General features: G+C 63.8%; 14 protein-coding genes, 2 tRNA genes and 2 rRNA genes. 8 read left to right on the top strand and 10 right to left on the bottom strand.

Annotated elements, in window-relative coordinates; all coding sequences use genetic code 11:
* Positions 1 to 28 precede the first annotated feature (28 nt).
* From gatB to C2847_RS03805, 3 genes are read left to right on the top strand one after another with little or no spacing between them, the layout of a single operon-like run.
* Positions 29 to 1,438 (top strand): Asp-tRNA(Asn)/Glu-tRNA(Gln) amidotransferase subunit GatB, encoded by a 1,410-nt coding sequence (gatB, locus tag C2847_RS03815; protein WP_105317151.1) that lies wholly within the window; start codon positions 29 to 31, stop codon positions 1,436 to 1,438.
* 5 nt (positions 1,439 to 1,443) lie between these two features.
* Complete coding sequence (gene purM, locus C2847_RS03810; RefSeq protein WP_105317150.1) at positions 1,444 to 2,445, top strand: phosphoribosylformylglycinamidine cyclo-ligase; 1,002 nt, start codon at positions 1,444 to 1,446, stop codon at positions 2,443 to 2,445.
* Complete coding sequence (locus C2847_RS03805) at positions 2,442 to 3,071, top strand: histidine phosphatase family protein (protein ID WP_105317149.1); 630 nt, start codon at positions 2,442 to 2,444, stop codon at positions 3,069 to 3,071. Before purM ends, C2847_RS03805 begins: the two co-directional genes overlap by 4 nt.
* 32 nt (positions 3,072 to 3,103) lie before the next feature.
* Here C2847_RS03805 and C2847_RS03800 read toward each other — a convergent pair.
* The 3 genes from C2847_RS03800 to C2847_RS03790 all read right to left on the bottom strand — a co-directional run bounded on the left by C2847_RS03800 (position 3,104) and on the right by C2847_RS03790 (position 6,304).
* Positions 3,104 to 3,179: transfer RNA gene (locus tag C2847_RS03800), tRNA-Gly, on the bottom strand.
* Positions 3,180 to 3,208: 29 nt separating this feature from the next.
* Positions 3,209 to 3,325 (bottom strand): 5S ribosomal RNA (gene rrf, locus C2847_RS03795).
* 82 nt (positions 3,326 to 3,407) lie between these two features.
* Positions 3,408 to 6,304, bottom strand: a 23S ribosomal RNA gene (locus C2847_RS03790).
* A 244-nt stretch (positions 6,305 to 6,548) separates the two neighbouring features.
* Here C2847_RS03790 and C2847_RS03785 point away from each other — a divergent pair.
* A complete protein-coding gene (locus C2847_RS03785) occupies positions 6,549 to 6,896 on the top strand; it encodes a phage holin family protein (protein WP_105317148.1) in 348 nt (115 codons plus the stop codon).
* Here the strand turns inward: C2847_RS03785 and C2847_RS03780 are convergent.
* The 4 genes from C2847_RS03780 to C2847_RS03765 all read right to left on the bottom strand — a co-directional run bounded on the left by C2847_RS03780 (position 6,893) and on the right by C2847_RS03765 (position 9,494).
* Positions 6,893 to 7,324: a CBS domain-containing protein gene (locus C2847_RS03780; protein ID WP_105317147.1), complete on the bottom strand. Its 432-nt coding sequence runs from the start codon at positions 7,322 to 7,324 to the stop codon at positions 6,893 to 6,895. The genes C2847_RS03785 and C2847_RS03780 overlap by 4 nt on opposite strands.
* Positions 7,325 to 7,373: 49 nt before the next feature.
* The gene (locus C2847_RS03775; protein WP_105317146.1) at positions 7,374 to 8,180 is read right to left on the bottom strand and encodes a universal stress protein; all 807 of its coding nucleotides are present in this window, start codon (positions 8,178 to 8,180) and stop codon (positions 7,374 to 7,376) included.
* Positions 8,177 to 9,328 carry an MFS transporter gene (locus C2847_RS03770; RefSeq protein WP_105317145.1) on the bottom strand — a complete coding sequence of 384 codons (1,152 nt, stop codon included), beginning with the start codon at positions 9,326 to 9,328 and terminating at the stop codon, positions 8,177 to 8,179. Before C2847_RS03770 ends, C2847_RS03775 begins: the two co-directional genes overlap by 4 nt.
* 89 nt (positions 9,329 to 9,417) lie before the next feature.
* A tRNA-Arg gene (locus tag C2847_RS03765) sits at positions 9,418 to 9,494 on the bottom strand.
* Between the two features lie 44 nt (positions 9,495 to 9,538).
* On the opposite strand from C2847_RS03765, the gene C2847_RS03760 reads away from it, so the two are divergent.
* The 4 genes from C2847_RS03760 to C2847_RS03745 all read left to right on the top strand — a co-directional run bounded on the left by C2847_RS03760 (position 9,539) and on the right by C2847_RS03745 (position 15,128).
* A complete protein-coding gene (locus tag C2847_RS03760; RefSeq protein ID WP_105317144.1) occupies positions 9,539 to 11,356 on the top strand; it encodes a peptidylprolyl isomerase in 1,818 nt (605 codons plus the stop codon).
* Positions 11,357 to 11,420: 64 nt separating this feature from the next.
* Positions 11,421 to 12,989, top strand: a complete 1,569-nt coding sequence (locus C2847_RS03755; protein ID WP_105317143.1) for a phosphoglucomutase — start codon at positions 11,421 to 11,423, stop codon at positions 12,987 to 12,989.
* A gap of 109 nt (positions 12,990 to 13,098) precedes the next feature.
* Positions 13,099 to 13,638, top strand: coding sequence for a TRAP transporter small permease subunit (locus C2847_RS03750; RefSeq protein WP_105317142.1), 540 nt, complete (start codon positions 13,099 to 13,101; stop codon positions 13,636 to 13,638).
* Positions 13,635 to 15,128, top strand: a complete 1,494-nt coding sequence (locus tag C2847_RS03745; RefSeq protein WP_105317141.1) for a TRAP transporter large permease — start codon at positions 13,635 to 13,637, stop codon at positions 15,126 to 15,128. Before C2847_RS03750 ends, C2847_RS03745 begins: the two co-directional genes overlap by 4 nt.
* Positions 15,129 to 15,181: 53 nt before the next feature.
* Here the strand turns inward: C2847_RS03745 and C2847_RS03740 are convergent, their stop codons facing one another.
* The 3 genes from C2847_RS03740 to C2847_RS03730 all read right to left on the bottom strand — a co-directional run bounded on the left by C2847_RS03740 (position 15,182) and on the right by C2847_RS03730 (position 17,465).
* Positions 15,182 to 16,261 carry a TRAP transporter substrate-binding protein gene (locus C2847_RS03740; RefSeq protein WP_105317140.1) on the bottom strand — a complete coding sequence of 360 codons (1,080 nt, stop codon included), beginning with the start codon at positions 16,259 to 16,261 and terminating at the stop codon, positions 15,182 to 15,184.
* Positions 16,262 to 16,341: 80 nt separating this feature from the next.
* On the bottom strand, positions 16,342 to 16,812 hold the full coding sequence (locus C2847_RS03735) for a DUF4384 domain-containing protein (RefSeq protein WP_105317168.1): 471 nt from the start codon (positions 16,810 to 16,812) through the stop codon (positions 16,342 to 16,344).
* 35 nt (positions 16,813 to 16,847) lie between these two features.
* Positions 16,848 to 17,465, bottom strand: coding sequence for a ribonuclease HII (locus C2847_RS03730; protein WP_105317139.1), 618 nt, complete (start codon positions 17,463 to 17,465; stop codon positions 16,848 to 16,850).

Here is a 17,465-nt window from a genome sequence, read left to right as displayed (position 1 = left end):
ACCCAGGGGGCTTGGTAAACTTTAGGCCATGTACGAGGCGGCCATTGGCCTCGAGGTCCACCTGCACTTAAAGACCCGGACCAAGGCCTTCTGCGGGTGCCAGGCCGATTATTTCGGCGCCCCGCCCAACACCCACACCTGCCCCGTGTGCCTGGGGTTACCCGGAAGCCTCCCCGTGCCCAACAAGAAGGCGGTGGAGTTCGGGCTCAGGCTCGCCCTGGCCCTGGGAAGCCGGATTCCGGAGAGGCTGGTCTTCCATCGCAAGAACTACTTCTACCCCGACCTGCCCAAGAACTACCAGATCAGCCAGTATGACCTCCCCCTGGGCCAGGGAGGTAGCCTCCCCTTGGGGGAGAGGACCGTGCGCATCAAGCGCCTCCACCTGGAGGAGGATGCCGGGAAAAGCCTCCACCTGGAGGACCGCACCCTTCTGGACCTGAACCGGGCGGGAAGCCCCTTGATCGAGCTCGTCACCGAACCCGACCTCAAAAGCCCCGAGGAAACCCGGCTTTTCCTGCAGCGCATCCAGGCTCTGGTCCAGACCCTGGGCATCTCCGAGGCCAGCCCCGAGGAAGGGAAAATGAGGGCTGACGTGAACGTTTCCGTGCGCCGTGCGGGGGAGCCTTTGGGCACCAAGGTGGAGATCAAAAACCTGAACTCCTTTAAGAGCGTGCAACGGGCCCTGGAGTACGAGATCCGCCGCCAGACCGAGATCCTGCGGCGGGGGGAGAGGGTAAAACAGGCCACCCTGGGCTTTGAGGAGGGAAGCGGAAAAACCTACCCCATGCGCACCAAGGAGGAGGAGGCGGACTACCGCTACTTCCCCGAGCCCGACATCCCCCCGGTGCCCATTTCCCGGGAGTGGCTCGAGGCCATCCGGCAAGACCTCCCCGAACTCCCCTGGGAAAAGGAAGGGCGCTACCAGGCCTTAGGGATCAAGGCCCAAGACGCCGAGGTCCTGGCCTATACCCCCTCCCTGGCCCGCTTCCTGGACCGGGCCCTCAGCCTGGGCCAAGCCTCCCCCCAGGCCCTGGCCAACTGGCTTCTGGCGGACGTGGCCGGGCTCTTGAACGATCGGGGGCTTACCCTGGAACAGACCCGCCTTACCCCGGAAGGCCTCGCCCGCCTGGTGGCCCTCTTTGAGCGGGGGGAGATCACCAGCCGGGTGGCCAAGGAGCTTCTGCCGGAGGTGCTGGAGGGCAAGGATCCCGAGGCCCTGGTGCGGGAGCGGGGCCTAAGGGTGGTGGCGGACGAGGGAGCCTTGAGGGCCGTGGTGGCCGAGGTGATCGCCGCCATGCCCGAGGCGGCAGAAAGCGTGCGCCAGGGCAAGCTCAAGGCCCTGGACGCCCTCGTGGGCCAGGTGATGCGGAGGACCAAGGGCCAGGCCAAGCCCGAGCTGGTGCGAAGGTTTCTCCTCGAGGCCCTTGGGGTAGGATGAGGCGGATGCGTTACGAGGAAGCCGGGGTGCACATCGAGGCCAAAGCGGAAGCCCTGAAAAGGGCCAAGGAGGCCATCGCCGCCACCTATACCCCCAGGGTGTTACGAGGGCTTGGCGCCTTTGGGGGGCTTTTTGACGCCGGGGAGCTAAAGGAGATGAAGGAACCCGTCCTGGTGGCCACCACGGACGGGGTGGGGACCAAGACCCTTTTGGCCCTGCAGGCGGGCGAGGTGTCCGGGCTGGGCTTTGACCTGGTGAACCACTCGGTGAACGACCTCCTTTGCCAAGGGGCTACCCCCCTCTTCTTCATGGACTACCTGGCGGCAAGCCGCCTGGAGGAGGAGGTGCTCTCCGCACTCCTCTCCTCCCTCGCCGAGGCCTGCAAGGCCCTGGGCATTCCCCTTCTGGGCGGGGAGACCGCGGAGATGCCCGGGGTCTACCGGGAAGGGGCCTGGGATGTGGTGGGCACCCTGGTGGGCGTGGTGGAGAAGGGGGAGATCCTGGGCCCGGAAAGGGTCCAGGAAGGGGACGTTCTCCTGGCCCTTCCCTCCTCCGGCCCCCACACCAACGGCTACTCCCTGATCCGGAAGGTGGTGGGGGGGCTGGACCTCGAGGCGCCGGTGCCGGAGCTTGGGGAAAGCCTAAAAGAAGCCCTCCTCCGCCCCCACCGGGCTTACCTCAAGGAGTTCCTAACGCTTAGGGAAGCTGGGGTGAGGATCCACGCCATCGCCCACATCACCGGGGGCGGCCTCCCGGAAAACCTACCCCGGGCCCTCCCCGAGGGACTGGGGGCGGAAATCCATAAGGGAAGCTGGCCCATTCCCCCCATCTTTCCCTACCTACAACGGATGGGAACCGTACCGGAGGAGGAGATGTACCGGGTCTTCAACATGGGTCTAGGGCTCATCCTGGTCCTACCGGAAAGAGAGGCCCAAAGGGCCCAGAAATTGGTGGAAAGCTTCCCGGTGGGAAGGGTGGTGGCCGGCTCCAGAATCCACCTGGTATGAAAGAGATCTGGCTCATCCGCCACGGAGAAACCGAGTGGAACGTCAAGAAGCGCTTCCAGGGCCACCTGGATGTACCCCTCTCCCCTGCGGGGATCGGCCAGGCCTTCCGCCTGGCCCAACGCCTTTCCCGAAGCCAGCTTTCCTTTCACGGGCTTTACGCCTCCGACCTCCGCCGGGCCCGGGAAACCGCCGAGCCCCTGGCGGCAATGCTGGGCCTTCCCTTGGAAACCACCCCCCTTTTGCGGGAAATCAACGTGGGAGCCCTGGCCGGCCTGAGCCGGGAGGAAGCGGAGGCCCGGTACCCCGAGTTCATCCGGGCTGCCCAAAGGGATCCCTGGCATACCCCCCGCCCTGGTGGGGAAAGCATGGCCGACCTGGCCCGGCGCCTGGAGGCCTTCCTTGAAACGCTCCCAGCCGGCCGGCACCTCCTGGTGACCCATGGGGGCGTAATCCGCGCCGCCTTGAAGATGGCCCTGGACCTCGAGGGCGACGCCTGGCGGCGCTTCCACATCCCCAACACCTCCATCACCCGGATCCTTCTGCCCGAGCGGGAGGTCCTCGCCGTTTCCGATAGCGCCCATTTGGAAACCTGGGCCGACTGGCTTTCCGACGAAAGTGTCAAATGAAAAACCCCCAGGCCTATGCCTGGGGGTTTTGTTGGAGCGGGAGACGGGACTTGAACCCGCGACCCCGACCTTGGCAAGGTCGTGCTCTACCAACTGAGCTACTCCCGCACGCGCCACACGCGGCGCGTAGTAAAAATCCCCCGCACCGACCTACTCTCCCGGGACCCTGCGGTCCCAGTACCATCGGCGCTGGCGCGTTTCACTTCCGTGTTCGGAATGGGAACGGGTGGTTCCACGCCGCTAGGGGCACGGGGGATTCTGGTGTTTTGCTTTTCAAAATTCCACGCCCCCTGGGGAGGCGGGGGATTTGGGCTGGGGTGGACCATCAGTGCAAAAAGGGTCAAGACCTCGGACGATTGGGACCGGTCGGCTCAACGCCTCGCAGCGCTTACACCCCCGGCCCATCCACCGGGTCGTCTTCCCGGGTCCTTACCGGCTAAAGCCGTGGGAGGCCTCATCTTGGGGCGGGTTTCCCGCTTAGATGCTTTCAGCGGTTATCCCTCCCGCACATGGCTACCCAGCGTATGCCCCTGGAGGGACAGCTGGGAAACCAGAGGTGCGTCCCTTCCGGTCCTCTCGTACTAGGAAGAGCCCCCCTCAAGCCTCCTGCGCCCGTGGCGGATAGAGACCGAACTGTCTCACGACGTTCTGAACCCAGCTCGCGTGCCGCTTTAATGGGCGAACAGCCCAACCCTTGGGACCTTCTTCAGCCCCAGGATGCGACGAGCCGACATCGAGGTGCCAAACCTCCCCGCCGCTGTGGACGCTCGGGGGAGATCAGCCTGTTATCCCCGGGGTAACTTTTATCCGTTGATCGATGGCCCTTCCACACGGGACCACCGGTTCACTAGGCCCGGCTTTCGCCCCTGCTCGGCTTGCAGGCCTCACAGTCAGGCTCCCTTCTACCCTTGCGCTCTCCGGCGGATTTCCGTCCCGCCTGAGGGAACCTTTGGGCGCCTCCGTTACCTTTTGGGAGGCGACCGCCCCAGTCAAACTGCCCGCCAAGCGCTGTCCCCAATCCCTTGGGTTAGGCCCCCAGCCGCATCAGGGTGGTATTTCACCGGCGCCTCCACCGCCCCCGAAAGGGCGGCTTCCCAGGCTCCCACCTATCCTACGCAGACGCGACCAAGAGCCAACACCAGGCTGCAGTAAAGCTCCACGGGGTCTTTTCGTCCTGCCACGGGTAGGCCGCATCTTCACGGCCAGTTCAATTTCACCGGGTCCCTCGCCGAGACAGCGCTCCGGTCGTTACGCTTTTCGTGCAGGTCGGAACTTACCCGACAAGGAATTTCGCTACCTTAGGACCGTTATAGTTACGGCCGCCGTTCACCGGGGCTTCGGTTCAGGGCTCGCACCCCTCCCCTTGACCTTCCGGCACCGGGCAAGCGTCGCTCCCTATACCTCCTCTTACGAGTTCGCAGAGAGCTGTGTTTTTGGTAAACAGTCGCCAGAGCCTGTTCACTGCGGCTCGCCATCGGCGCCGCACGCGGCGCCGACAGAGAGCACCCCTTCTCCCGAAGTTACGGGGCCAACTTGCAAAGTTCCTTGGCGAGGGTTATCCCGCGCGCCTGAGTGCTCTCGCACCCGCCCACCTGTGTCGGTTTCCGGTACGGGTTCCCATGGGTTGTGCTTAGAGGCTTTTCTCGGCTCCCTGGCTTCGGGGGGTTGTCACCCTCACGGGCTTCCCCACCACGCAGAGCTCGCGGAGGGCGGATTTGCCTACCCCCCACCCTGCGCTTCTGGCCGGGCTCGTCCATGGCTCCGGTCCCCCTAGCCTAGAGCGTCCCCCCATCGCACCCATGGGAAGGGCCGGAATATTAACCGGCTGCCCTTCGGCTACGCCTTTCGGCCTCACCTTAGGCCCCGCCTAACCCTACGCTGACGACCATTGCGTAGGAACCCTTGGGCTTACGGCGACAGGGATTCTCACCCTGTTTATCGTTACTCATGCCGGCATTCGCACTTCCCTTACCTCCAGCCGCCCTCGCGGACAACCTTCATCGGCATCGGGAACGCTCCCCTACCGCCTGAGGGATCACCCCTCAGACCCGCAGCTTCGGCGCTGGGCTTAAGCCCCGATCATTTTCGGCGCAGCGTCACTCGACCAGTGAGCTATTACGCACTCTTTAAAGGATGGCTGCTTCTAAGCCAACCTCCTGGCTGTCTCAGCAACGCCACATCCTTTCCCACTTAGCCCAGACTTCGGGACCTTAGCTGGCGGTCTCGGTTGTTCCCGCGCTTGGACACGGACGTTATCGCCCGCGCCCTCACTCCCAGGCTCCACCTGGGACCCTTCGGAGTTTGACAGGGTTTGGTAGGCTGGTGGGCCCCCTAGCCCTATCAGTGCTCTACAGGCCCCAGTCAGTACCTGAGGCTGACCCTAAAGTCATTTCGGGGAGAACCAGCTATCTCCGGGTTCGGTTAGCTTTTCACTCCTAACCCCAGCTCATCCGAGGGGTTTGCATCCCCCACCGGTTCGGGCCTCCACTGGGCTTCACCCCAGCTTCACCCTGGCCAGGGCTAGCTCACCCGGTTTCGGGTCCACGGCCGCGGACTAACGCCCTCTTCGGACTCGGTTTCCCTACGCCTCCGCCTCCACGGCTTAAGCTCGCCCACGACCGTGAGTCGCCGGCTCATGCTTCAATAGGCACGCCGCAACCCCCAAAGGGGCCGCGACTGCTTGTAAGCCCACGGTTTCAGGCTCTATTTCACTCCCCTCCCGGGGTTCTTTTCACCTTTCCCTCACGGTACTGGTCCACTATCGGTCACCCGGAGTACTTAGCCTTAGGCGGTGGTCCGCCCAGATTCCCCCATGGCTCCACGAACCACAGGGTACTCGGGTACCCTCACCTATCCCCTCCCCTTTCGCCTACAGGGCTTTCACCTTCTCTGGCGCTGCTTCCCAACAGCTTCGGCTAGAGTCGGGGATTCGGTATCCGAGGGCCCCACTACCCCGCCCGGACAAGCCAGACGGTTTAGGCTCTTCCCCTTTCGCTCGCCGCTACTCAGGGAGTCGCTTTCGCTTTCCTCTCCTCTGGGTACTGAGATGTTTCAGTTCCCCAGGTTCCCCCCGCCAACCGGCGGTGACCCGTGTTCCCACGGGCCGGGTTCCCCCATTCGGACATCCAGGGATCAACGCCCGCTACCGGCTCCCCCTGGCTTATCGCAGGTAGCCACGTCCTTCATCGGCTCGGGTGCCAAGGCATCCACCGTGGGCCCTTAGCATCTTGACCCTCAAAGGCCGCTCATCGCGGCCTCCAACCACCTATCCTCCACCCCAGCTTTCAAGATCCCCCGCCGCCCACCAGGCAGCGCAAAGAAAAAACTACCAGACCCGAGAAGCTATGTCAAGGGGGTGTAATCTGAGCTCCCCCTTTGAGTTCAGACAAAATGGGGCTGTATGAGGAGCTTGCCGTTTGGACCGGANCAAAACAAAACTGTCAAGGGGGGTGGAGGCTTTTGGGGTAAGCTAAGGCCGTGCGCGGCCTACTGGCACGGCTTCTCCTCAACACCCTAGCCCTTTGGGTGGTAAGCCTGGTATACCCGGGGGTTTCCTTCGCCCGGGAGGCAGGGCTTTTGGACTACTTGGTAGCAGGTGCGGTATGGGGGCTGGCCAACGCCCTACTGCGACCCATTCTCCTTTTCCTGACCCTGCCCTTAAACCTCATGACCCTGGGGCTCTTCACCCTGGTGGTCAACGGCATCGTGCTTTACCTGGTGGCCGAGGCCACGGCCCTTCAGGTGCCGGGCTTTGCCGAAGCCCTCATCGGGGCCTTGATCCTTTCCCTAGTAAGCCTTCTTCTCAGCTGGCTTTTCCGCGACTAGCGGTTTTCCATCACGTAGCGGGAAAGCTCCTCGATCAGGACCTCCTGCTCGGTGATGATGGCCTTGACCGCATCCCCGATGGAAACCACCCCAACCACCCTGCCTTCCTCCAAGACAGGAAGATGCCGCACCCGGTACTCGGTCATCAGGCGCATGGCCTCTTCCAAGGTGGTTTCGGGAGTCACCGTGATCACCTCGCGGGTCATGACCTCCTCCACCAGGGTGTCCTTGGAAAACCGGCCCAGGAGGACCAGTTTCCGGGCATAGTCCCGCTCGGAGAAGACGCCAAGAAGCCTATCCCCTTCCATAACCAAAAGGGCTCCGATGTCGTGCTCGGCCAGCTTCCTGAGGGCCTCCAGCACCGTGGCCTGGGGGTGAACGCTATGGGCCCCTACCCCCTTGCGCAACAGGACCTGACGAACGGTCATAGAACCCCCCTTTCCTTTAGGGGTCCATTATACCAGACCGCGATGTAACTTATCGCACGGTGAGCACTGGCCCCACCGCGTGGCGCACCACGTGTTCGGCAGTACTCCCCAGAACCAGGCGGCGCACCGGCGCTCCCAAGGCCAAAAGATCCGAGGGGGTCTGCAGGGACAAAAGGTGCTCAGCGGGATCGCCGGAGAAGGCCAGGGACTCCACCCGGATCCCCTGGTCCTGCAGGTAGGTCTGAGCCTCGAGGGCCCACGCCCCAGCCTGAACCGGGTCATCGTGCACGCTCACCACCCGGACCGAAAGCCCAAGAGGCTTGGCCAGAAGGGCTAGGGTGTGCAAGGCCCGCACTGCGCTTTCCGAAGCGTTGTAGCCCAGGACGGCCCCCTCTATCTCCACGTAGTCGGTGGGGGCTACCAAAACCGGGGTGGGCGAGGTCCTCAGTACCCTATCCACGGTGCTCCCCAGACCAGCGAAGCTCCCCCCGTGGGTTTCCCCGCTCCGGCCCATGACCAGGAGGTCTGCGGTACGGGCGTGGCGCAGGATCACCTCGTGGGGCAACCCGGTTTCCATGAAAACCTCCGCCTGAAGCCCCGCCTCTTCGACGCTTTTGTGAATGCGCTCCAATAAGGCCTCGCCATGGGCGGAAAGGGCCTTTTCCAGCTCTTCCCGGTAGGCGGGCACGGGCACGGTAAGGGCCCCGAAGTCCATGAGCTCCAACACCCGGATGAGGCGGGAATCCCGGACGTAGAGGGCCACCAACTTGGCGGAAAGCTTGTAGCAAAGCCACTCCGCCAACACCTCCGCTCCCCGGGCCTGGGGAGAGCCATCTGTGGCCAGAAGGATCCTCATGGATCCATCTTACGTCCCTGAGGCCCAGCCCCAGGTTCCCGTACCCCCTGGGCCAAGGCCCAGGCGGGCAGGATCAAGGCCCCCAGGGCCAGGAGAACCGGCATCACGCCAAAGACCTCGATCAAGTGTCCTATGGGGGCGTAGAAGAGCCCGGCGAAACCCCAGGTGAAGCCCATGAGAAGCCCGGAAACGGTGGCCGTTTGGCCCGGTTCCAGCTCCTGGGCCAAGGCCACAGCCACCGGGATCCCCGCGTTCATCAAGGCCCCGGTCAAGGCCAGAAGGACCAGGTAGGGCGCACCCTCGGGAGGCAGGAAAAGAAGGCCCAGGTACAGGGGAAGCCCGAAGGCCAGGGTCCCCACCAAAACCGCCTTCCGCCCGAGGCGGTCGGAAAGGGTACCCCCAAGGAAGGCGCCCAAGGTGGCGGAGAAGCTATAGGTGGAAAGGCTTAAGGCGATGTACGCATCGGAAAGGCCCCTTTGGGTAAACCAATAGGGTAAGGTGGTGGAAAAGCTCATAAACACCAGGCTCCTTAAGGTGGCCATCCCCCAAAGCCGGGCCACATCCCCGCGAAAGACCCTCAGAAAGTCCCTGAAACCCGCAGGCTTTCCCTGGCGCCGCACCGGAGGCAGGCGCAGGAGAAGCAGGGCCGGCACCAGGGCAAGCGGGGTTAACCACACTAGGCCCCTAAGCCCCCAAGCCCCCACGGCGAACAAGGCCACCACCGGCCCCAGGGAAAGGCCCAGGTACCCAGCGGACCCAAAAAAGGAAAGCCAAAAACCCCTCCGCTCCCTCGGGGCGAACTCCCCCACCAGGCTGGCCCCCGAGGCGTGAAAAAGGGCCGAACCCAAGCCGGCGAGCCCCAGGACCAGAAGCAGTACCTCGAACCGAGGCCATAGGCCCAAGGAACCCATGCCCAAAGCCACCAGCACCGGCCCCAAGGCCGCCAAAAGCCTTCGGTCCCACCGGTCGGCGATGAGGCCGGCCAAGGGCTGGAAAAGGCTGCCCGTTAAGGAGTAGACGGACACCAGAAGCCCCACCGTCCCCAGCCCTACCCCAAAGTGGGCCATCAGCTTGGGCAGAAGGGGCGTGAGGAAGTTGGAGAAGAGGTCGTTGACCGTGTGAAGCCAGGCCAGGAGAAGCGGCAGCACCCTCCCATGCTAAACCCCTTTCTCATGAGGAGTGTGCTACAATCCCTTCGTGCTTGTGGGCTTTCCGGTAGACGGGGGAAAAAGAAAAATGGCGCGCCCGAGAGGACTCGAACCTCTGACCTTCGGCTCCGGAGGCCGACGCTCTATCCAGCTGAGCTACGGGCGCACTCAGCGGGAAGTATCCTAGCACGCTAAGGAGGAGGCGGTCAAGTGTTCGGTATCAGCAAGAAAGCCATCACCATCCTTTTCGGTCTTCTGGCCTTGGCCTTCGCCGTGGGGGCCATCCTCCTCTTCACCCCCCAAGCGGGACAGCAGGCACGGGGTAAGCCCGTGCTGTGGGTGAACGGGAAGGCGGTTTACGAGCTGGACCTGCTTAGGCTCCAGGGAAACGATCCCCTTTACGCCGCAAACCCGCAAGGGCTCCTAAAGAACCTGGTGGACACCCATTTCCTGGAGCAGGTGATCCTCACCGAGGCCCTCAAACAGGACGCTGCCCGGATCCGGGTGGGTAGCGCCGAGGTGCGCAAGGAGGTGGACCGCATCCGGGAGCAGTTTGGCCTGAAGGACAAGAAGGCCTACGAGCAGTTCCTGAACCAGGTGGGGTACACCGATGCCCAGCTTAGGAGCGAGGTAAAAACCCAGCTCCAGATCCAAAAGCGCCTCGAGCAGATCCGCTCCGCAGCCAAGCCCACCCCGGAAGAGGTGCGGTTTTACTTTGAGGTGCACCAGGAGGACTACAAGGGCGAGCCCCGGGTGAAGGCCCGGCAGATCGTGGTGGACGATGCCAAGCTAGCGGCGGAGCTTCTGGCCAAGGCCAAGGCCGGGGAGGAGTTTGCCGCCTTGGCCAAGCAGTACTCCAAGGTGGGGGCCGAGCAAGGTGGGGCCCTGGGAGCAGCTCCAGGGGAGAGCGAGCCCAAACCCGTGACCAAGGTGGTCTTCCCCGAGAAGGTGGCGGAGGCGGTCTTTGCAACGAAGGGGCCTGGCCTGATGGGGCCCATAGAGGCAGGGGGCCGGTATTACCTGGTGAAGGTGGAGGAGTACCTGCCCCCCAAGGTGCCCACCTTTGAGGAGGTGAAGGAGCAGGTGGAGAAGGATGCCCAGGAGGCCGAGGGGAACGGGGCCCTCGAGGCCTACCTGGAAGACCTCCGCCGGAAGGCCCAGGTCCGCTTCGCCGAGGAGAGCCCCTATAGCTACAAGAACCCTCCCGTGGCCAAGGTGGGCGACAGGGAAATCCTGCTGAGCGAGGTTCTCCAGCCGGTTTTTTCCAACCAGCAGACCGCATCCCTCATCCAGCAAGGCCTGGGGGAGCTAGCGGTGCAGTTCTTCCTGCCCCAGACCCTGGAAAGCCTGATCGACCGCGAGCTCCTGGTGGAGGCCGCCAAGAAGACCGGCAAGCCCTTCATCGGCTCCAAGGACCAGATCGCCCAGGCCTACCTCCTCTACGAAACCCGTGGCCTCGCCGCCACCGAGGAGGAAGCCCGCAAATTCTACGCGGAAAACCCCGCCCTCTTCACCATCCCGGCCAGCGCCGAGGTGACGGGGGTAGTCTTTAAGGCCGAGGCCAAGGCCAAGGCCTTCCGGGAGGCGGCTTTAAAAGGCGGCGATCTACAGGCCCTGGCCAAGGCCCAGGAGGGCAGCGTCACCGAGTACGGCACCGTGAACCCCAACCAGCTCCCCGCCGTCTTGGATCGCCTGGTCTTCAAGGTGAAGGAAACCTTCCCCACGGGTCCTTTGGGGGAGGTGAGCGAGGTGGTAAAGCTGGAAGACGGGACCTTTGCCGTACTGATCATCAAAGACCGCAAGCCGGAGGTGCTCAAGCCCTTCGCGGAAGTGACGGAGCAAGCTAAGGAAGGGGTCATCAACCGGAAGCGGCAGCAGCAGGCCCAGGCCCTCATTCAGGAGCTCCGTAAGGCAGCCCAAATAGAAAACCGCCTGAGCCAGGTGCTGGCGGAACTCACCCCCAAAACCCAGGAGCCGGCGAAGTCCCCCACACAGGAGGCTCCCAAGGAAGCGCCTTCCAAGCCCTAGGCTGGAAGGAGCCCGCGGGAGGCCCCAGACGCTTGGGGCCTCCTCGGTTTTTTAAGATGGAAGCATGAACCTCCTCAAGCTCCTCACCCTTTACTACGAAGAGCGCCCCGACCCCCAAAACCCCCTCCAGCGGGTGGCCTTCGGCACCAGCGGCCACCGGGGCACAAGCCTTAAGGGCACCTTTACCGAGGCCCACGTGCTGGCCATCTCCCAGGCCATCGCCGACCTCCGGGCCTCCTTTGGGGCCACCGGACCCCTCTTCCTGGCCAAGGACACCCACGCCCTCTCCGAACCCGCCTGGGCCACGGCCCTTGCCGTCCTCACCGCCAACGGCATAGAGGTGCACCTCGAGGAGGGCTACACCCCCACCCCTCTGGTTTCCCTGGCCATCCTGGAGCACAACGCCCACCACCCCGCTAAGGCGGATGGCATCCTCCTCACCCCCAGCCACAACCCCCCCGAGGACGGGGGGCTTAAGTACAACCCCCCCACGGGTGGCCCCGCCGATACCCGCATCACCAAGGCCATTGAGGAAAGGGCCAACGCCCTCCTTGCGGAAGGGCTAAAGGGAGTGAAACGCCTTCCCCTTCGGGAGGCCCTGAAAAAGGCTAAGCCCTTTGACTACGTGGGGCTTTATGTGGAGAAGATCCGGGAGGCCGTGGACCTCGAGGCCATCCGGGTTTCCGGCCTGCGCCTGGGGGTGGACCCTTTGGGAGGAGCGAGCCTAAGGGTGTGGGAGCGGCTTGCCGAGGCCTACCGGCTCAACCTCGAGGTGGTCAACCCCACCGTAGACCCCACCTTCCGCTTCATGCCCCCGGACCACGACGGCAAGATTCGCATGGACTGCTCCAGCCCCTACGCCATGGCGGGCCTTCTGGCCCTTAAAGACCGCTTTGACCTGGCCATCGGCAACGACCCCGACGCCGACCGCCACGGCATCGTCACCAGGAAGGGCCTCATGAACCCCAACCACTACCTGGCGGCCGCCGTCTCCCACCTCTACACCACCCGCACCTGGCCTAAGGCCAAGGTGGGCAAGACCGCGGTGACCAGCGCCCTTCTGGACCGGGTGGCCAGGGCCTTGGGGCGGAAGGTTTACGAAACCCCCGTGGGCTTCAAGTACTTCGTGGACGGGCTCCTGGAAGGCTGGCTGGGCTTCGGCGGGGAGGAAAGCGCCGGGGCCAGCTTCCTGCGCTTTGACAGCAGGCCCTTTTCCACCGATAAGGACGGCATCCTCCTGGGGCTTTTGGCGGCGGAGATCCTGGCCAAGCGGGAAAAGGGGCCCGACGAGCTCTACGAGGAGCTGGCCGAGCGCCTGGGCCGGCCCCACTACGCCCGCAAGGACCTCCCCATCTCCCCCGAGGCCAAGGCCAGGCTGGCCCGCCTTTCCCCCGAGGATGTAAAGGAAAAGGAGCTGGCAGGGGAGCCCCTCCTGGCCATCCTCACCCGGGCTCCCGGAAACGGTGAGCCCCTAGGAGGCCTCAAGGTGGTGACGGAAAACGCCTGGTTCGCCGCCCGTCCCAGCGGCACCGAGGACGTGGCCAAGGTGTACGCGGAAAGCTTCAAGGGCGAGGCCCACCTGCAGGAGGTGCTGGAGGCGGCCATGGCCCTGGTGCGCAAGGCCCTTGCCTGATGCGCGTCCGGATTGACCTCCGGAAGGCCCCTCGCATTGACACCTCCCGAAACCCCGCATTAAGATACGGCGGGCTGTATCTGGCAGGTAAACGCAGGGGAGGCAACGCATGGGAGTGTTGGTAGCCCTATCTCGGTGGATCGATGCCCTCACGGAAGGGGTAGGACGGCTGGTGGTCTGGCTGGTCCTCCTGGTAGCCTTGCTCTCCGCGGGCAACGCCGTCATGCGCTACGGCTTCAGCTATAGTTCCAACGCCTACCTCGAGGCCCAGTGGTACATGTTCAGCCTGATCTTCCTCCTGGGGGGGGCCTACGCCCTGAAGCACAACGCCCACGTGCGCATCGACCTCCTCTTCGGCCGCTTTTCCAAGCGCACCCAGGCCTGGATAGACATCGTGGGCACGTTTCTGTTTCTGCTCCCCATGGCCATCGGAGTCATCTACCTCTCTTGGCCCTGGGCGCAAAACTCCCTCCTGGGCCGCGAGATGTCCCCCGACGTGGGGGGCCTTCCCCGCTGGCCCATTAAGCTGGCCCTGCCCGTGGGCTTCGCCCTCTTGGCCCTCCAGGGGATTTCGGAACTCATCAAGCGCATCGCCTACCTGACCGGGCACCTGCAGATGGGGAAGGAGGAGCAGGAGGTGGTGGAATGAGCCTGGAGAGCCTCTTGCCCCCCCTGATGTTTCTGGCCCTGGTGGTCTTCCTGCTCTCCGGGTACCCGGTGGCCTTCTCCCTAGGGGCGGTGGGCATCGTTTTCGGTTTCCTGGGGATAGCCCTGGACATTTTCCCCGCGCCTCTCCTAAGGGCCATGCCCGACCGCATCTTTGGCATCATGTCCAACCAGCTCCTCCTGGCTATCCCCTTTTTCACCCTTATGGGCATCATTCTGGAAAAAAGCGGCCTGGCGGAAGACCTATTGGACACCATGGGCAAGCTCTTCGGCCCCCTAAGGGGAGGGCTTGGCCTGAGCGTGGTCTTCGTGGGAGCCATCCTGGCGGCCACCACGGGCGTGGTGGCCGCCAGCGTCATGGCCATGGGGCTCATCTCCCTGCCCGTCATGCTCAAGTACGGCTACAACCCCCGTTTCGCCAGCGGGGTGATCCTGGGTTCCGCCACCCTGGCCCAGATCATCCCCCCCAGCGTGGTGCTCATCGTTCTATCCGACCAGCTGGGAGTCAGCGTGGGGGACATGTACAAAGCAGCCCTGATCCCCGCCGGGCTCACCGTAGCCTTCTACTTCCTGTACGTGATCTACGTGGCCCTCTTCCGGCCCAGGTGGGCTCCGGCCCTTCCCCCGGAAGCCCGCCCCGATGCGGGCAAGGAAGCCCAAACGGCCTTCGTCCTCCTTTCGTACCTCCTGGTGGGGGTAGGAGCCTACGCCGTAGGCCGCTTTCTCCCCGCCTGGGCGGAGTGGCTGGAGGTGCTGGCCGCCTTGTCCCTTTGGACCCTGGTCCTCCTGCCCTGGATCCGCAACAACCGCCTCCTGCAACGGGCCCTCCTCTCCATGGTGCCCCCCTTGGTGCTCATCTTCCTGGTGCTGGGCACGGTGCTCATCGGCCTGGCCACCCCTACGGAGGCCGGAGCCATGGGGGTGGTGGGAGCCTTGATCCTAGCGGCTTTAAACCGGAAGCTTTCCTTCCAGGTGCTCTACGGTGCCATGGAGGGCACGGCTAAGCTCACCGCCTTTGTCATCTTCATCCTCATCGGCTCCACCCTCTTCAGCTTGGTCTTCCGGGGGGTGGATGGAGACCTCTGGGTGGAGGGCTTTCTCACTGGGCTTCCCGGCGGGGAAGTGGGCTTCATCCTTTTCGTGATGGTCCTGGTTTTCCTCCTGGGCTTCTTCATTGACTTCTTTGAGATCGCCTTCATCGCCCTACCCCTCCTGGCCATCGGCGCCGAGGCGCTCAACATCGACAAACTCTGGTTCGGCCTCCTCGTGGGGGTAAACCTGCAAACCTCCTTCCTCACCCCACCCTTTGGCTTCGCCCTCTTTTACCTGCGCAACGTGGCCCCCAAAGAGGTGAAGACCATAGACATCTACCTAGGAGGCATCCCCTTCATTGGCCTCCAGCTTCTGGTACTGGTCATGGTCTATTTCCTGCGCGAGCCCATCCTGCGGTTTGTGAACGGCTTAGGAGGTTGAAAAAAACCTAAGGGGCCCGGGGCACAAGGCCCCGGGCCCCTTAGCTCTACGCCCTAAGGGGCGGGGAAGGCGAACTGCTCGTAGCCCAGCTCCGCCACCCCGAACCAGCGGTACTGCTCCTCGCGGAACCTCTTCCAGGCGGTGTAGACCTTCCGGTAGGTGGCGTCCTTGGCCGCCTCTTCCTCGTACCAGTCAAAGGCCGCCTTCTGGGCCGCCTTCATCACGTCAGCAGGCCACTTGCGCAACCGTACCCCCGCCCTGATGAGCCGCTGAAGGGCAGGGGGGTTCACCTGGTCGTACTTGGCCATCATGACCAGGTTGGCCTCGGCGGCCGCCACCTCGAGGGCCTGTTGGTACTCCTTAGGGAGCTTCTGCCACTCCCTCAGGTTGATATAGAAGGCAAGCTGGGGTCCGGGCTCGTGCCAGCCAGGGTAGTAGTAGTACTTGGCGACCTTGTAGAAACCCAGCTTCTCGTCGTCGTAGGGGCCCACCCACTCAGCAGCATCCACCACGCCCCGTTCTAGAGCGGGATAGATATCCCCACCCGCCAGCACCTGGGGAACCACCCCAAGCCGGCTCATCACCTGGCCGCCAGGGCCAGGAATGCGCATCTTGAGCCCCTTGAGGTCCGCCACGCCCTTGATCTCCTTGCGGAACCAGCCCCCCATCTGGACCCCGGTGTTGCCACCTGGGAACTGGATGATATTGAAATCAGCAAAGATGGGGCGGAAGAGCTCAATACCTCCTCCGTAGTACATCCAGGCGTTCTGTTGTCGAGCGGTGAGGCCAAAGGGCACCGCGGTGTCAAAGGCGAAAACCGCCGCTTTGCCCACGAAGTAGTAGCTAGCGGTGTGACCCATTTCCACCGTGCCCTGCTGCACGGCATCCATCACCTGTAGCCCAGGCACGATCTCTCCAGCCTGGTAGGGACGGATCTGGAAGCGGCCGCCGGTGAGGGCGGAAACCCGCTCCGCCAGCACTTCTGCTGCCCCATAGATGGTGTCCAGGCTCTTGGGGAAGCTGCTGGCTAGCCGCCACCTCACGCTGGGCTGGGCTTGGGCGAAGACCGGGCCAAAGGCTGCACTGGCTGCTACGCCGATACCTGCCTTCTTTAAGAAATCACGCCGCTTCATTTTTGACCTCCTTAGCGGTCCGGGAGGATTATACCCCACCTGGGGGTAGAAAGCGCAAGTCCCCTTGCAAGTTCTTGCGGTTAGCGCACGTAGAAGTAAGTCTCCACCACCTGGTAGCGGTGGGCCCCAGAGGCATCCAGGTACACCCTGAGCCGGGCATCCCAGTCCGTGTATACCCCCTCCAGGCGCAGGCTCCCAGGCTGCCTATCCGTGTATACTGCCCGCACCCGCTGGAGCCCCCTCGGGGGCATGAGGGTGTAGCGGTAGGCCCCTGGAGGCAGCACGTAGGTACCCCGGCCCAGGTAAAACCTGTCAAACTCGTAGGTGCGTCCATCGGGATCTATGGCCACTAAGCTTATCCAGCCGGGTTCAGCCAGGGTAAGGAAGAAGCGCACCTCCTCCCCCACGTAATAGGTGGCCCCTGCCCCCCGGTCCGGCTCAAAGCGCAGGATGGCAGGGGAGAAGTCCCAGCAGTAACTGACCGTGATCCCTTCAAGGGTCAGGGTGCAGGCGGAAAGAAGCCCCGCCATTATAATCCACAAAAGCCGCATGGCCACCTCCACCCTCAGTCTAGTCCTCAATGGGACTACTCCTCTTCAGAAAACCTTAAGGGAGCCTGGGCCACCGGGGCAAAGCGCCTGCGGTGCACAGGGGAAGGCCCTAGGACCAGAAGAGCCGCTTGGTGCTCAGGGGTGCCGTAGCCCTTGTGCCGGGCAAACCCGTAACCGGGGTAAAGGCGATCCAACTCCACCATAAGCCGGTCCCGGTGCACCTTGGCCAGGATGCTGGCCGCGGCCACGCTGGGGCTATGCTGGTCCGCCTTGGGAGGGGCAAGGAGGGGCAAGGAAGTGGACACCTGGAGATAATCGGTGACCAGGGCTTCAGGGGGTGGATCCAGAAGGCTCAAGGCCCTTTGCGCCGCTAGAAGGGTGGCCTTCAAAACCCCAAGTCGGTCCACCTCCGCCACCTCCGCCACCCCCAGGGCATGGGCCAAGGCCACCCGCTGCACCTCCTCCGCCAGGTGCTCGCGCTCCTTGGGCCTTAGGAGCTTGGAATCCCGGAAGGGGTAGCGGCCAGACGGCAAGATCACCGCCCCCACCACGATGGGCCCCGCCCAGGCCCCCCGGCCTGCCTCATCCACCCCGGCCACCCTTAGGCCCAAGGACCAGAAGGAGGCCTCGAGGCACCCCTGCACCCCTTCCAT

The organism is Thermus tenuipuniceus (assembly GCF_002964845.1).
Taxonomy (GTDB): domain Bacteria; phylum Deinococcota; class Deinococci; order Deinococcales; family Thermaceae; genus Thermus; species Thermus tenuipuniceus.
This window is presented reverse-complemented; position numbering and strand designations above follow the sequence as displayed.